The 14506-nt window shown below is 60.7% G+C and carries 15 protein-coding genes; 7 read left to right on the top strand and 8 right to left on the bottom strand.

All coding sequences use genetic code 11. From position 1 onward, the window contains the following. Positions 1-23: 23 nt before the first annotated feature. The 8 genes from K419_RS0120050 to K419_RS0120085 form a co-directional block, all read right to left on the bottom strand. Positions 24-866, bottom strand: a complete 843-nt coding sequence (locus K419_RS0120050; RefSeq protein WP_026843101.1) for a hypothetical protein — start codon at positions 864-866, stop codon at positions 24-26. A 92-nt stretch (positions 867-958) separates the two neighbouring features. Next, positions 959-2314, bottom strand: coding sequence for a polysulfide reductase NrfD family protein (locus tag K419_RS0120055; RefSeq protein WP_026843102.1), 1356 nt, complete (start codon positions 2312-2314; stop codon positions 959-961). Positions 2315-2316: 2 nt separating this feature from the next. Next, the gene (locus K419_RS0120060) at positions 2317-3225 is read right to left on the bottom strand and encodes a 4Fe-4S dicluster domain-containing protein (RefSeq protein ID WP_026843103.1); all 909 of its coding nucleotides are present in this window, start codon (positions 3223-3225) and stop codon (positions 2317-2319) included. 45 nt (positions 3226-3270) lie between these two features. Next, positions 3271-3795 (bottom strand): cytochrome c3 family protein, encoded by a 525-nt coding sequence (locus K419_RS0120065; protein WP_026843104.1) that lies wholly within the window; start codon positions 3793-3795, stop codon positions 3271-3273. Between the two features lie 61 nt (positions 3796-3856). Next, positions 3857-4039 carry a hypothetical protein gene (locus K419_RS0120070; RefSeq protein ID WP_012529103.1) on the bottom strand — a complete coding sequence of 61 codons (183 nt, stop codon included), beginning with the start codon at positions 4037-4039 and terminating at the stop codon, positions 3857-3859. A gap of 39 nt (positions 4040-4078) precedes the next feature. Then, entirely contained in the window at positions 4079-4327 is a 249-nt protein-coding gene (locus K419_RS0120075) for a hypothetical protein (protein ID WP_035497653.1), read from the bottom strand. A 73-nt stretch (positions 4328-4400) separates the two neighbouring features. Beyond that, on the bottom strand, positions 4401-4787 hold the full coding sequence (locus K419_RS0120080; RefSeq protein WP_012774376.1) for a response regulator: 387 nt from the start codon (positions 4785-4787) through the stop codon (positions 4401-4403). A gap of 77 nt (positions 4788-4864) precedes the next feature. Continuing rightward, a complete protein-coding gene (locus tag K419_RS0120085) occupies positions 4865-5116 on the bottom strand; it encodes a hypothetical protein (RefSeq protein ID WP_026843106.1) in 252 nt (83 codons plus the stop codon). 564 nt (positions 5117-5680) lie between these two features. On the opposite strand from K419_RS0120085, the gene K419_RS0120095 reads away from it, so the two are divergent. The 7 genes from K419_RS0120095 to K419_RS0120125 all read left to right on the top strand — a co-directional run bounded on the left by K419_RS0120095 (position 5681) and on the right by K419_RS0120125 (position 14482). Beyond that, on the top strand, positions 5681-7090 hold the full coding sequence (locus K419_RS0120095; RefSeq protein WP_026843107.1) for a sigma-54-dependent transcriptional regulator: 1410 nt from the start codon (positions 5681-5683) through the stop codon (positions 7088-7090). A 262-nt stretch (positions 7091-7352) separates the two neighbouring features. After that, positions 7353-9665 carry a hybrid sensor histidine kinase/response regulator gene (locus K419_RS0120100; protein ID WP_026843108.1) on the top strand — a complete coding sequence of 771 codons (2313 nt, stop codon included), beginning with the start codon at positions 7353-7355 and terminating at the stop codon, positions 9663-9665. A 7-nt stretch (positions 9666-9672) separates the two neighbouring features. Continuing rightward, positions 9673-11097: a sigma-54-dependent transcriptional regulator gene (locus tag K419_RS0120105; RefSeq protein ID WP_026843109.1), complete on the top strand. Its 1425-nt coding sequence runs from the start codon at positions 9673-9675 to the stop codon at positions 11095-11097. A gap of 573 nt (positions 11098-11670) precedes the next feature. Further along, entirely contained in the window at positions 11671-11937 is a 267-nt protein-coding gene (locus K419_RS0120110) for a hypothetical protein (protein ID WP_026843110.1), read from the top strand. A gap of 29 nt (positions 11938-11966) precedes the next feature. Next, positions 11967-12626 (top strand): DNA-binding transcriptional response regulator, encoded by a 660-nt coding sequence (locus K419_RS0120115; RefSeq protein WP_026843111.1) that lies wholly within the window; start codon positions 11967-11969, stop codon positions 12624-12626. 45 nt (positions 12627-12671) lie between these two features. Next, positions 12672-13751 (top strand): multiheme c-type cytochrome, encoded by a 1080-nt coding sequence (locus K419_RS0120120; protein ID WP_026843112.1) that lies wholly within the window; start codon positions 12672-12674, stop codon positions 13749-13751. Further along, positions 13748-14482, top strand: a complete 735-nt coding sequence (locus K419_RS0120125) for a cytochrome b/b6 domain-containing protein (protein ID WP_026843113.1) — start codon at positions 13748-13750, stop codon at positions 14480-14482. Before K419_RS0120120 ends, K419_RS0120125 begins: the two co-directional genes overlap by 4 nt. Positions 14483-14506 lie beyond the last annotated feature (24 nt).

The raw sequence follows: 14506 nt of genomic DNA on the forward strand, positions 1-14506 counted from the left end.
GCTGACACTGGCTTAAGTTACAGCTACTTGTTCCGGCAGGCGGCTGCGTTGTTGACCGGCTTGAAGGGTTCTTGCTCAATCTCGTTTAATTTGACTCTGATAAAGTAGTAAGATTGAGCGATCTTGTCAAGCTCGTAAGGCAGATTCGTAGGCCGCAATGCTTCCGAGTTCCTCTCACTTCTCTCTGTGTATTCCTGCAGCTTCCTCATCGGCACCAAAACGATCATCTTTAACAGAGTGATCACCCCGGCGACTGTCAGCACCAGCGTCAAGAGTGAGAAAATCAGCATCTGGATCTTGATCGATGCCAGTGCCCCCTGGGTCGCCTCCTGCGAGAGACCGATGTCGAGGGTACCCAGGACCTTCTGGCTTGCGGGGTGGAAGTGGCAGGCGGCGTTGGCGCATTCCGGGTCGTTGTAGATCGGGGCCGTGATGGCCAAAACCCCTTCGCCTGCGGCGTTTTTGAACTGCCGCGCCTTCTCCATGCTCCCCAGGGTCGATACCGGCGCCTCCTTCTCGTGGCACATGACGCACCCTTCGGCCTTCTTGTCCACCTGGCGGTTCACTTCCTCGGGCTTGGAGGAGAAGGCGACTACCCCCTTCTTGTTGAAGATCCTGACGTGCTGCACGCCGCTTTGGGCGCTGATGTTCTGGATGATGGCCCGGTTCAGTTCGGCATCGGACTTCATCATGGCGTAGCGGGTCGATTTGAGCACTATGCCGGCCAGGTTGTTCGCCTGCAGTATCGAGTCGCGGATCACCACCTGCTTTATGGCGGCGTAAAGGAGCACGAAGCAGACCACGAGAAATCCGGTTACCACTATGCCTACGGGGACCAGGGCCCTTCCTGCGATCTTGTCGAACATGGCGCCATCTCCCTTGCGCTCTTCGCGCGCCTTACCCTGGCGGCTCGCCGGACCTCGTTTCGTCCTTTGAGCCGCCGCCGGTTTCGCGAGGGTCAATCCAGTTTGGTCATTTTGCTGTAGGAGGCGACGGCCACGGGGCTCGCCTCGCGGCGGCCAGCCGCCGGCGCGGTCACCGCCTCGGTCACCGTAACCTCTTCCTCCTGCTGCCTCCACTTGTAGAGGATGGGGAGGCGGTACAGGATGAAGCGGTACACCACGATGTAGATGGCGAAGATGGTCAGGCTGATGACGACCTCGCGCCAGGGGGGGATCTCCCTTTCCGGCAGTTTCCAGTTGAAGGTGATGATGGCGGTGTTGACCCGGTTCAGCACCACGCCGAAGACGGTGGCGAAGGCGCCCAGGCGGATGACCCCCATCTTGCGGGTGTGCACGCCGTAGGTCATCAGCACGAGCGGCAGCATGAAGCCGACGATGATCTCGAGCATGAACCACTGCCCCCAACCGCTGTCGAGATAGCTCCACTTGTTGTCATGGGCGATGCCGATGAGCTTGATGGTGATGTAGGTCGCGATCCCCATGCAGGCCCCCTTGGCTAGGGTCACGGTGCAGCGGTCGAGGGCTTCCTTGAACCTTCTGTCGGTGCGCCATCCCATGAACTTGGAGGCGATGGTGCTGACGGTGATCACCATGCAAAGGCCCCCGGGAAGTGACGACACGAAGAAATGCAGCCACTGGAAGGACGAGGAGTACCAAAGCGGGTGCACCTTGCCGGGCGCGTAGGTGAAGAGCGCGCCTAACGCCCCCTGGTGCAGCGTGGAGAGGATGATCCCCGAAACGGTGAGCCCCAAGGTGATCCTGCGCACCCCGCGCTTGCCCGCCGGGAATCCGATCCACTCGAAGAAGGCGGTGGAGACCTCGGCCACCTGCACCGACAGGTAGGTGGCGACGTGCCAGGCGACCAGGAAGAGGACGGCCGCCGGGCCGAAGGAGACCACCATCGGGTAGGGGAGCCGCCAGGGCTGCCCCAGGTCCGCCAGCAGGTAGACTACCGCGAAGAAGTAGCCCAAGAGCCCGTTCAAAAGGGCGAGCCGCTCGATCGGCTCCAGGTCGTGGCGGCCGAAGATCTCGCAGGCGGTTCCCAACTGGAACCCCGAGGAGGATAGCGGCACCATGGCGAAGAGGCCGAAGCCCAGGAAAAGGCCCCAGGGGTAGTCGTTGGAGCCGCTGGTGGCCCAGGCGAGCCCGAAGACGAAGCGCCCCAAAAGGATCGGGATGCCGACGGCGAAGATGGCGGCGAGTATCCAGTTGAAGGGGTTCCTGAACGCCTGCAACAGGTACTGGCTCGGGGTGAGCCCCAGAAGGAGCTTCTGGACCACGGTCCGCTTCTTTCCGGACTCGTCATAGGGCGAATCGACGACGGCCAAGCCGTGCTTGATCATGTTTTTCATGGTTAGGGCTCCTCCTCTTTGGATTCGGTGTCATGTCCCTCTCCCCCCGAGTCGTGTTTGGAGAGGAGGTGGATCCCGGAAAAGAGCGCCGGCCAGATGGAAAGCACCATGGGCACCATGCCGAGGAAGTCCTTCACGTTGGAGATGATCGGGTCGTTGCTGAGCGACGGGTCGAAGCCGATCTTGTCGAACTCGGTGCCTGAAAGGTAGAGCCAGCTGGTGCCGCCGACCTCCTTTTCGCCGTAGACATGGTCGAGGTAGCGGTCGGGGTTGGAGCGGATCCGCTCGTGCGCGATCTTGATCAGGTCGGCCCGGTGCCCGAAGGTGAGCGCCTCCTGCGGGCAGATATCGACGCACGCCGGCGGTTTGCCCACCTTGAGGCGGGTGTCGTAGCAAAGGATGCATTTCTTGATCACCGGGTTGGTGACGCTTTCGTAGTCGTACCCCGGGACGTTGAAGGGGCAGGCGATCATGCAGTTGCGGCAGCCGACGCAGACCTTGGAGTTGTAGATGACCGCCCCCTCCTTGGTCTTCGTATAGGCGTTCACGAAGCACGAGGTGAGGCAGGCCGGTTCGTTGCAGTGGTTGCACTGCACCTTGCGGTAGACGGGGCCTCCGGGCTTTTCCTTCTCGTACTGGTTCACCACCGTGTACGCCTTGGCCGTCGGGCGGCGGGGCTCCTCGAATACCGACTTGTCGTCGAAGGAGGTGTCCGGCTCCGGCAGTTTCTGTTCCTTGTTGCAGGCAGCCTCGCAGCTGCGGCAGCCGATGCAGCGGGTGGTATCCACCAGGACCCCCATCGATTCCGGGTATCCTTCGAAGGAACCACTTGCCCACCCCTTGTTGGTCTTGCCCATCGCTATGGTGGTCCCGCCAATCAGGCACGCCTTCAGGAAGTTTCTTCGTTTCATCAGCGTCCTCCTCAAATCATGAATGAGCTGCTATCGATGTCGATTCTAGTGCTTCTTGGCATGGGCGGGTTTGGCCCCCAGTCGCGAAGAGCTGTTGAACGCCTCTCCCGCTTCCGTGCGGGGATGGCATTCCTGGCAGCCGACCGGACCGGCTCCTTCCTTCTGGTGGCAGCCGATGCAGCTTTGGTGCATGGCCCCTTTGAGCCCCATCTTGTCCTTGTGGTAGCGCTGCTTGTCGGCGTGCTTTTCGGCCAAGGTCTCCGGGGAGAAAGGCTTGGCCGAGTGGCACCCCTTGCAGGAGACCACGGCGGTGGGGCTCGAGTTCTGGTGGCACCTGGCGCACTCGGGGTCGAGCACCAGCGTGCCGGTTGTGTGGTGATGGCAGCCGGCGCATTCCTTCAACTGCTGGATGTGCTTCGCGTGGTTGAAGGCGAACGGTTTGTACAGCGTGCCGTTTTGATTGAGGGTGACGGAGTCGGGAACCGCCGCGCATTGAGCCGCGAGAGGGGTGAACACCGAAATGGCGCCCAGGGAAAGCGCAGCAACTATAAGGTGTTTATAAGAGGACATGTCATGTTCTCCTGGCTGTGAGAGTTGGGGAGGCGGACTCCCTTGAACCGTGCAGCTATCTCTAGTGATGCGTTTGCGTCTTCGTCTGCTGCTCCTTGTGGTGCAGGTAGCGGTAGAACATCGGGAACCCGATGAAGAAGGCGACGCAGATCAGGTACTCGACCCCCTTGATGTACTGGTAGAAGTCGACCAGAGTGAAGACCTCCTTGATCTGTCCTATCGATCCCAGTGATTGCTCGACCATGGTAGTGGCTCCTTTTTGACGGAAATGAAAGCCTGGCGGCTAGTGCGACTTCACGCGCGACGGCGATTTCTCCTGCTCCTTGCCCAGCCCCTTCAGCATGCCGTAAAGGGTCATCATGGCCGGGATCAACTGCACCACGAGCACCAGTGCGCAAAAGCCCAGGAAAATGAAGATCCCCAGCTTGCTGACGAAGACCTTGCTGGTAGAGGCGGCGAAAGCGTTAGCTGTCGTCATGAGAAAAACTATGGCAGTGTTGACTGCCGCCGACATACGCATTCTCGTTTTCATGGTGTTCCTCCTTTTTAGTTGATGTTGAAAAGGACGTGCCGGGCGCGGTACCCGGTTTGTTCCTGGGCTGATGTCATGCGAGCTGCGGTCTCAGGCTCTCGAAGGCGCAGCGCACCGCCTGCCTGATCTCCTCCCTGTCCTCGGCGTTCACCGGTTTCAGCGCGTGGTAGAAAATCCCTTCGCTTCTGAGCTTTCTGGAGAGCGGCAGCGACGCGCCGGCGGCGATCAGTATGATGGTCAGCCTGCGGTTGCACTGCTTTAAGAGCGGTATCAATTCGGCAGCGGTGAACTCGTCGAACTTGGTTCCCAAAAGCACTACCTGGGCCGTCTTCTTCAGTATCCCGGAGAGCGCGCTCTCAACGGAGTTGGTAACGATCACGTTGTAGCCGGACTCGATGAACATCTCTGCCATCTGCTTTCTGCAATCCATATCTTCATCCACTATGAGAAGTCCTTGCATGGCTTTACCCTCACATGGCTTGGAACGTTGCAAGCGGGCACCGGACCAAAAGACGCTCGGCCCGGCGGTTTCAGGAGTCACACCCCGGTCTTGTTCTCCTTGACCGCGTCTTGAGCTCGGCTCTCGGCCTCCGAGGAGAAAATACCTTTCACGATGTCAACGAACATGTTCAGGCCGGGGAGCAGCTGGAACAGGATCACCACGGCGATGAAGGCTATGAAAACGATGCCGGCAAGGCCGAGCCCGGACGATTCTTTCGCTCCGGAGGCTGCCAAGGCCTGGGTTCCGGTAACCAATAGTGACGCTGTAGCTGCGGATAGAAGTTTCATGATAATCTCCTTTCCTTTTTCAGGTTTCCAGACAGCGGATGACAGCTTTTACCGGCTTGCCTACCTGAATAGCATCGACCGTGCCATATGGATTTTAATTTTATACTTCGTGTAATTTCGGTGCCTTAGCGTGAGGGGGACGCACGGGAGAGGCGCTTTCAGGGGGAAAATGTATAGGCGCGGTATACACGCCATTTGCCCCCTTGAAAGCCAGAAAGAGGGCATATCAGCCAAAAATCAATGATTTCAGGTATTAAGCTTGGGTAGGGTGGTGTATGGCTAGGCAATACACCCGTTTTTCGCTCCGCCGCCTCCCCCGGCGTATAGGGTGGACCGCCGTACCGAACTGAAGAGAGCATGTGAGGTGAATGTCTTTTCATGTCTTTTTGTTGACACCAGCTTTATTGTGGGCTATTCATAGCAGCACGATGGACTGCTACTATGCCAGTAGCTCCCTCACAGCGGCAACTTCCTGGACACAGTGGCTGCACCTGGCTCAACAACCTCATCTAGCCTCATGACAACGTGGCGCATCTATAACTGAAGTATGAAATGGTGGCTTGCATGAATATTCTCGTGGTTGATGATGAGTCTGTGATCAGAGACGGCCTTGCCAGAATACTGGAGGGAGATTCTTTCACGGTGGATACGGCAAAGAGCGGTCATGTCGCCATTGAGCATCTCCAGCAAAAAGAATTCGACCTGATAATAACCGACCTGAAGATGCCGGGGATGAGCGGCTTCGAGGTCCTTGCCGCGGTGAAGACGCTGCAGCCGGATACCCCGGTCATCATGATCACCGGCTTCGCCACTGTGGAGACTGCGGTCGATGCGATGAAAAACGGCACGGTCGACTACATCGTGAAGCCCTTCACCCCGGAACAGATACTGGAAAAGGTGCGCCTGGCGCTGGAGCAGAAGAAGAACACGGTGGAAGATCTCTACGTGAAGAAGGAGATCGACTGCCATCACGGCTTCGACCAGTTCATCGGCGACAGCCGGGAGATGCAGAAGGTCTACCGCCGCATCATGCAGGTTGCCGCCACCGACAGCACCGTCCTCATCACCGGGGAGAGCGGCACCGGAAAGGAACTGGCGGCGCGTGCGATCCACAAGAACAGCCCGAGGAGGGACCTTCCCTTCGTCGCCGTCGATTGCACGGCACTCGCCGAAAACCTCCTGGAGAGCGAGCTGTTCGGGCACGTGAAGGGTTCCTTCACCGGCGCGATGCAGACCAAGATGGGGCTCTTCATGGTCGCCGACGGCGGCACGCTCTTTCTGGACGAGGTCTCCAACATAAGCCTCGCCACGCAGGCGAAGCTGTTGCGGGCCCTGCAGGAGAGGCAGGTGACTCCCATCGGCGGGACGCAGCCGGTCTCCTTCAACATACACCTCGTAGCCGCCACCAACCGCAACCTGAAGAGCATGGTGTCGGAGGGGACCTTCCGCGAAGACCTTTATTTCCGGCTCAACATCATCCCCCTGGACCTCCCCCCCCTGAGGGAGCGCAAGGGGGACATCCCGCTTTTGGTCCGCCACTTCATGAACAAGTTCATGGAGGAGGTGGGGAAGGACCTGCGCGGCATCTCGCCCGAGGCGATGCAGTTTTTGGAAAACTACTCCTACCCCGGCAACGTCAGGGAACTGGTGAACACCCTGGAGCGCGCCGTGGTGCTGGCCGAGGGGGACGTGATCCAGAAGGAGAACCTGGAACTGGGGGACTCCGCCGAGACCGAGCTTTGCACCGGGTTCGACGGTTTCGTGCCGACCAGCGCCGAGGCCTTGAAGGAGATGAAGCGCCACATCCGCGACCGCTCGGTGGAAAACGTCGAGAAAGCCTTCGTCATCAACGCGCTCAAGCGGAGCAACTGGAACATCTCCCGCGCTGCAGAGGAGACTGGGATGCTGCGCCCCAACTTCCAGACCATGCTGAAGCGGCTGGGGATCTCGGTGAAGGACTACTTCGGCAAGTAGTTCCTGCAGAGCAACTGGTTTCAAACTGGTAAGTCGATCCCTGGCGCACTCATCTGTTCCTTTCCCGCAACATCTCCCCAGTTCTCACTGGACCTGCCGTCGCCTTTGCAGGAACAGTGGAATGTCTAAAACTCCCTGCTACAGCGCCGCGTTCCTGCGTCCTGACAGAAAAAACCCCCTTCTATAGCAAGATTCGATCTCTGTGCTACACTGGGTTCCATTGTTCTTCTCTAACGGTTGTTGCCCAGACAGAGGTCAACCTATGAGCCATGCAGAGAGCAGGAGAAGATTGACCCCATTCAACATCACCATGGCCTATGCCACCTTCGGTGTCGCATGGGGCGCTGCGTCCTGTCTGTTCCCCGCGGTCCTAGCACATCAAACCTTCATGTACGACGCAGTCGAAACAGTGAACCATGCCTTCTTCGTATTCGGCACCGCCTGCCTTTTGTACCTACTGATCAAGCGCAGCGAGGGCGAGGCGTCCCGCGGCCGCGAGTCCCTCTCCAGGGTGAACCGTGCGCTCAAAACCTTCAGCGGCTGCAACCAGGCGCTGGTGCGCGCCAGCGACGAACTCCAGCTGATGCAGGAAATCTGCCGCACCATCGTCGAGGTGGGGGGGTACCGGCTCGCCTGGGTAGGGGTAGCCGAGCACGACGCCTGGAAGACGGTCCGCCCGGTGGCCCAGTGCGGAGACCGCGACGGTTACCTCACCGACCTGGACCTCAGCTGGGCGAACATAGACCACGGCCGGGGGCCGACCGGGACGGCGATCAGGACCTGCACCACCCAGATCGTGCAGAACATCAAGTACGACCCCTCCTGGGCGCTCTGGCGGGAGGCCGGGGTGCAGCACGGCTTCGCCTCCTCCATCTCGCTGCCGCTCGTCGGGAGGGACCGCGCCATGGGCGCGCTGGTGATCTTCGCCGCGGAAAAAAGGGCTTTCGGCAAGGAGGAGGTGAAGCTTCTCGAAGAACTGTCGTCGGACCTTTCCTACGGCATAGAAGCGCTGCGGATGGATGCCGAGCGCAAGAAGGCGGAGAAGGAGATCCTTCTCCTCGCCTCGGTGCTAGAGCAGTCGATGGAGGGGCTGCTCCTTTTGGACAGCGACGGCACCGTGAAGTACGTGAACCCCGCCATCGAGATCATCACCGGCCTCGATGCGGTGGACATCGTCGGGCACGACCTGGCCACGCTCGGCGTCGACGAGGAGAGCGGCGGTTTTTACCGCTACCTCTTGGACGCGCTGGAAAAGGGGGAATGCCGGAGCGGGCACTTCATCCATACCGGCGACGACGGCGACTTCTACGAGATAGACGCGACGCTTTGGTCCATCGCGGACAATTCGGGTGCGGTCAACAACTACGCGGTGCTGATCCGGGACGTGACCCACGAGGTGAAGCTGGAGCGGCAACTGCGCCAAGCCCAGCGGATGGAGGCCATCGCCACCCTCGCCGGGGGGATCGCCCACGACTTTAACAACAACTTAGCTTCGATCATCACCTGCACCGAGATGGCGCGGGACGACGTTCCCCCGGAGAGCCCGCTGCGCGAGTTGCTGGACGTGGTGCTGAAATCGAGCTACCGCGGCAGGAAACTGGTGAAGCAGATACTCACCTTCTGCTGCCAAGGAGAGCAGGAGAGGCAGCCGGTGCAGATCGACCCCATCGTGACGGAGTGCCTGAACCTGATGCGCGCCTCCCTCTCCTCCACGATCAGCGTCAGGACGGAGATGGGGGAGAACCTCGGCCTGATCATGGCGGACCCGACCCAGATCCACCAGATCATCATGAACCTGATCACCAACGCAGCCCATGCCATGCGGCACAAGGGTGGCATGCTCGACGTCGCCGTCGAGAACGTGGGGCTCGACACCGCCGCGGTATCCGGGTCCCCCGATCTCCCCTCCGGGCGCTACCTGAAGCTGACCGTGAAGGATACCGGGCACGGCATGGACCAAAAGACCATGGAACGCATCTTCGATCCCTTCTTCACCACCAAGAGCCATTCGGAGGGGACCGGGCTCGGCCTTTCCGTGGTGCACGGCATCGTGAGAAACCACGGCGGCGCCATCTCGGTGAGCAGCAAGCCGGGCGGCGGCGCCACCTTCGAGGTCTACCTCCCCCGCATCGACCAGTCCGGGACGGCACCGGGGGCGGTGGGGGAACGGGCCGACCTGTCCGGCAGCGGAAGCATCCTGTTCGTGGACGACGAGGAGGACGTGGTCTTTGGCTGCAAGAAGATGCTGGAGCGGCTGGGGTACCAGGTGACTACCGGAGCCGACGGCTTGCAGGCGCTGGAACTGTTCCGGGGGAACCCGGAGGGGTTCGACCTGGTGGTCACCGACCAGACCATGCCGCGCATGACCGGGACCGAGCTCTCGCGGGAACTCTTGCAGATACGCCCCGACATCCCGGTCATCCTCTGCACCGGGCTTGGTGCCGCGGCGGAGAAAGCGCAGTTGAAAGAGGAGGCCGAACAGGCCGGGATACGCGAGTTGGCGCTGAAGCCCTTGGACCGTGAGGAGTTCGCGTCGACGATACGGCGGGTGCTGGCGGGAAGGGCGCAGGGGTGAAGAGGCCATGGCGAAGATTCTGATTATCGACGATGAAGAGACCGTCTGCGAGTCGATGGCGCTGATAGGAAGGCGCAGCGGCCATGAAACGAGCTGCGCCCGGACCCTCGCGGCTGGGCTGGAGCTTGCCAATACCGGGGCGTTCGACCTGGTGTTCTTGGACGTGAAGCTGCCGGACGGCAACGGCCTGGAATTCCTTCCCCGCCTGACGCAGGCCCCCTCCAGGCCGGACATCATCATCATGACCGGGTACGGCGATCCCCAGGGGGCGGAACTCGCCATCAACAGCGGCGCCTGGGACTACATCGAGAAGGGGTGCTCCGCCAAGGACATCACCCTGACCCTGGCCCGCGCCCTGGAATACCGCAAGCAGAAGCTGACCCTCGCCGGGGCCAAGGGGGTGGTGGCCCTGAAGCGGGAGAACATCGTCGGGAACAGCGCGAGCCTGAACGCCTGCCTGGACCAGGTGGCCTGCGCCGCCGGGAGCGAGGCGGGGGTGCTCATCATGGGGGAGACCGGGACCGGAAAGGAGCTCTTCGCCCGTGCCGTGCACCAAAACAGCAAGCGGGCGGACAAGCAGTTCGTGGTGGTCGATTGCGCGAGCCTGCCGGAAACGCTGGTAGAGAGCATCCTCTTCGGGCACGACAAGGGGGCCTTCACCGGCGCGGAACGCGCGCGCGAGGGGCTCGTCGCCGAGGCTAACGGCGGAACCCTTTTCCTCGACGAGGTAGGGGAGCTGCCGCTTGCCACGCAGAAGGCTTTCCTGAGGGTGCTCCAGGAAAGGCGCTTCCGGCCGGTGGGAAGCCCCCGGGAGATCGAGAGCGACTTCAGGCTCGTCGCGGCGACCAACAGGGACTTGAACGCCATGGCGCAGGCAGGCGACTTCAGAAGCGACCTCCTCTTCCGTCTCAGCTCCGTGGTCATCAACCTCCCCCCGCTAAGGGAGCGCCGCGACGACATCAAGGAACTGGCCCGCTACTACATGGACAAGTTCTGCGAGCGCAACGGACTCTCCCCCAAAGGGAGCTGCCCGGAGTTCATGGCCACGCTGATGGCTTACAGCTGGCCCGGCAACATCCGGGAGTTCATCAACACCATCGAGCGCACCGTCATCTCCGCGCGCGAGGAGCCGGTGCTCTTCGCGCAGCATCTCCCCACCGCCATCCGCGCCCAGGTCGCCCAGAGCGGCGTCGGGCACCGGGGGGCGCCGCCGGCAGCCGAGGAGCAGAGCGCGCCGCCCGCGGTCGAGGGCGAGCTCCCGAGGCTCAACGACTTCCGCGAGACCATCTATGCCAAGGCCGAGAAGCAATATCTTGCCGACCTGATGTCGGTGGCCCGCAACGACATTCCCGCCGCTTGCAGGCTTTCGGGGCTGTCGCAGTCGCGGCTGTACGCGCTTTTGAAAACCCACGAGTTGCACCGCTCTCCCTAGCTTTTCGCCGATCTCCCCGGTCGTTCCCGCCGTCCCCTCACTCCCGCCATATTCTCACCTCTTTGCTCTTTCCCTCACCCCCGCCCCTCTCCCAGAGGGCGAGGGGAGACCAGCCACCCGCCTCTTTGTTCTCGTTCCGAAGGTCCACCTTGGGAACGCAATGCCAGTACGAAGCTTCAGCTTCACCCGGGTGCCAAGCTGGAGCTTGGGAACCAGAAAAAACGGCAAACAGATCGCCTGTCCATCCCCTCTCCCTCTGGGAGAGGGTGGCCGAAGGCCGGGTGAGGGAGATGCCATCGCTTCATTCTTGCGGCGCAGGAAATTCCTGTGCGGCAGGAAACCTGCCCCAACTGCTGAACCCGCCTCTCGTTGAAGCTAAGTTGCAGGAATGACAACTGGTTTTTCTGCCGCTCCTCCCCGTCGCCGGGGCTTGGCCCGATATGGGCGTTTTGTCGGCTCTTTCTTGCTAACTGGCTGTAATTGTTTGTTAAATCAACAAAATGAAGTTTCGGCACCCTCTATGCTAATACTTGGGTAACCCCACGGGGAATCAAATGAAAAAAGGAGATAGCCATGAAAAAGGAAACCGAAAATTCACTGGCAGGGAAAGTGACGAGTTGGTCGATCATAGGCGTCGTGCTGGCCGGTACCCTTCTCATCTCCGGCATAGCAGATGTATCCGAGGGGAGCGGGATCATGGCGAAGCTGTTCCTGTTCTTCATCGGCGCCATCATCGTGGTCCAGGTGATCCCGGGCGTCATGCTCTTCAGCGCCATGCTTAAGGGGATCTACGGCCTGGTCGGCAAGAAGGCGAAAGCGACGGTGGAAGAGAAGAAGTAGCAAAGCGGCGCTAGGGCGCGAGGTGAGTTATGGACGAGCGGGGAATCATGATAGCGGACCGTGACGCCGACTTCCGCAGCCAGGTGGCTGAGCACTTCAGGAAGGCGGGGTACCGGGTGGAAACGACCGATTCGGCAGTCCATGTACTTTGCAACATTCTGGAGAAACAAACGCCGGTCCTGCTTTTGGGAAACGATTTCGATCAGAAGATCTCGTCGGCGGACCTGATCCACCTTTTGAAGAAATGCAACCGCCACCTGCACGTCATCCTCGTCTCCGACGAGATGCCGCTGGCCCAGGCCCGGCAGGTGCGCCAGGAAGGGATTTTCTATCACGCCTTGAAACCGGCCGATGCTATGGACAACGAGGAACTGGGACTTGCCGTGGAATGCGCCTTCAACAAGGAGCGTGACAGATCAGCAGCAACGCCGGAGCCGGCCGTAAAGGAAGGGGGACTGCTTTCCTGGCTGGCCCCCCTGGCGGTTCTCGTTTGCGGTACCAGTCTGGTAGCACTGGCGACGGCAGCCAGCATGGAGCAGGGAAGCAGCATGGCGATCTGGTTGTTCCTTGCTTTCTGCGCGCTGCTTCTCGTGACGCAGTTGCTGCCGGTTTTCCGGATCACCCTGCCGGCGCCGATGCGCAAGCTGGGGGCGGAGCGAAAACAGGAAGCGAAGGTCGAAAAGAAATAACCCAAAGCCGCTGGGGGAAGCGACCCCCGGCAAAAGGAGGGGTACGTGAAATACAGGGAAACCGCATTTTTTCTTACGCTGTCGATTGCCGCCTGGGTCTGCCTGAGCGTCTTGGCGCAACCCGGCGCATCGGCTTTTTCCTACGGTGAGGAGGCCGGCAAGAACGAGAGTTGCCTGACCTGCCACGGCGATTCGGCGCAGGTCCCCAAAGGCTTCTTCATCGACACCAAGCACTTCAACCAGACCACCCACGCGAGGATCGGGTGCGAGGCCTGTCACGCGGCGGTCCCGGCCACCCATCCGGACGGCGCGAAGGTGGCAAGGGCTGGGTGCGGCGAGTGCCATGCCGACGTGGACCGGGAATACGCCACCGGGCTGCACGTGAAAAAGACCACCTGCAACGGTTGCCACAACCCGCACATGGTGCATAGCCCCAAGGAGGTCTCCGGGCAGGAGATCAACGCCATGTGCTCCAACTGCCACAACACGCTGGAAATGACGGCCAGGCACGGCGAGTGGCTCCCCCAGTCGGAACTGCACCTGCGGATGCTGCCGTGCATAACCTGCCATACCGGATCGAAGGAGTATTTCATCAGCATGTACATAGTGAAGAGCAAGAACGGTTCGCTGTTCGGCAAGCAGGAGGTGGCGGGGTACGACGAGTTGAAGCAGATCTCCGGGGGGAAGGAGATCGTCTCGCTGATCGACAAAAACCGCGACAACTACGTCTCGCTTGAGGAGCTGCGCGTCTTCAACCGCAGCCAGAACTCGCTGCGCCTGCACGGCATGATGACGCCGGTCTCCGTCTCGCACAAGTTCGAGATCCTCGACGACCGCCGCAACTGCACCTTCTGCCACACCTCAGGCCCGGCGCTGATGCAGACGAGCATCATCGCGGTGCCGGAAGCCGACGGCAGCTACAGCCGCGTGCCGGTGGAAAAGGGAGCGGTCCTGGACGCCCTTTACGGGACGCCGGATTTCTACATGATGGGGTCGACCAAGAACGGCGCCCTGAACAAGATCGGGCTGGCCATCATCTGCGGCGGATTGATCATGCCGGTAGGCCACGGCTTCGTCCGCTTCCTGACCCGTAAAAACAGGAATACAAAGGAGCATAAGTCATGAGCGAAAATCCGAGCGAGAAAAAGAGGATCTACCTTCAACCCTGGCCGGTCCGCATCTGGCACTGGATCAACGCCACCGGCATCATCGTCCTGATCGTAACCGGCGCGCAGATCCGCTTCCCGGAAAGCGTCGCCGTCCTGTCGAGCTACAAGAGCGCCATCGACGTCCACAACGTAACCGGGCTCATCGTCTCCATCTCGTTTTCCTTCTGGTTCTTCTATTACAAGATGGTGAAGAACACCCTGGACAAGCTCTACATCCCGGACGAGGAGGACCTGAAGCACGGCCTGGTGCGCCAGCTGCTTTACTACTGCTTCTGGTACTTCCTGGGGAGGCCGAGCCCGTACCATGCAACGCCCGACCACAAGTTCAACCCGATGCAGAAATCCGCCTACCTGGCCGTCATGTTCGTCCTGATGCCGCTGGTGGGACTTACCGGGATACTGCTTTTGAACGTCACCCCGCTGCGCATCCTGGTCCTCATGTGGGGGGGCATCAAGTTCATCGTGGCGCTGCATTTCCTGTTAGCCTGCTCGCTCCTCGCCTTTCTTTGCACCCACGTTTATCTCGCCACGCTGGGGAACTACATAAAGCCGATGCTGATCGGGTGGGAGGACGTGGAAGAGCACGAGGAGAAGCATGTCGAAGCGCCGGCCGCCATACCGGGATACCGCCCGGTGCGCCACTACCCCGAGTACGCCGAGATGCAGCATGAGCAGCGACAAGGATAGTTGTTCCATCGGGCTGCTCCCTTA

It is taken from the genome of Citrifermentans bremense R1, from assembly GCF_000426865.1.
Lineage (GTDB): Bacteria > Desulfobacterota > Desulfuromonadia > Geobacterales > Geobacteraceae > Geomonas > Geomonas bremensis.

Coding starts and splice junctions, on each gene's coding strand:
- K419_RS0120095 (WP_026843107.1), top strand. CDS start 5,681: ATGAATATTCTCGTGGTTGATGATGAGTCTGTGATCAGAGACGGCCTT.
- K419_RS0120060 (WP_026843103.1), bottom strand. CDS start 3,225: ATGAAACGAAGAAACTTCCTGAAGGCGTGCCTGATTGGCGGGACCACC.
- K419_RS0120070 (WP_012529103.1), bottom strand. CDS start 4,039: ATGGTCGAGCAATCACTGGGATCGATAGGACAGATCAAGGAGGTCTTC.
- K419_RS0120100 (WP_026843108.1), top strand. CDS start 7,353: ATGAGCCATGCAGAGAGCAGGAGAAGATTGACCCCATTCAACATCACC.
- K419_RS0120055 (WP_026843102.1), bottom strand. CDS start 2,314: ATGAAAAACATGATCAAGCACGGCTTGGCCGTCGTCGATTCGCCCTAT.
- K419_RS0120110 (WP_026843110.1), top strand. CDS start 11,671: ATGAAAAAGGAAACCGAAAATTCACTGGCAGGGAAAGTGACGAGTTGG.
- K419_RS0120075 (WP_035497653.1), bottom strand. CDS start 4,327: ATGAAAACGAGAATGCGTATGTCGGCGGCAGTCAACACTGCCATAGTT.
- K419_RS0120115 (WP_026843111.1), top strand. CDS start 11,967: ATGGACGAGCGGGGAATCATGATAGCGGACCGTGACGCCGACTTCCGC.
- K419_RS0120080 (WP_012774376.1), bottom strand. CDS start 4,787: ATGCAAGGACTTCTCATAGTGGATGAAGATATGGATTGCAGAAAGCAG.
- K419_RS0120065 (WP_026843104.1), bottom strand. CDS start 3,795: ATGTCCTCTTATAAACACCTTATAGTTGCTGCGCTTTCCCTGGGCGCC.
- K419_RS0120050 (WP_026843101.1), bottom strand. CDS start 866: ATGTTCGACAAGATCGCAGGAAGGGCCCTGGTCCCCGTAGGCATAGTG.
- K419_RS0120125 (WP_026843113.1), top strand. CDS start 13,748: ATGAGCGAAAATCCGAGCGAGAAAAAGAGGATCTACCTTCAACCCTGG.
- K419_RS0120085 (WP_026843106.1), bottom strand. CDS start 5,116: ATGAAACTTCTATCCGCAGCTACAGCGTCACTATTGGTTACCGGAACC.
- K419_RS0120105 (WP_026843109.1), top strand. CDS start 9,673: ATGGCGAAGATTCTGATTATCGACGATGAAGAGACCGTCTGCGAGTCG.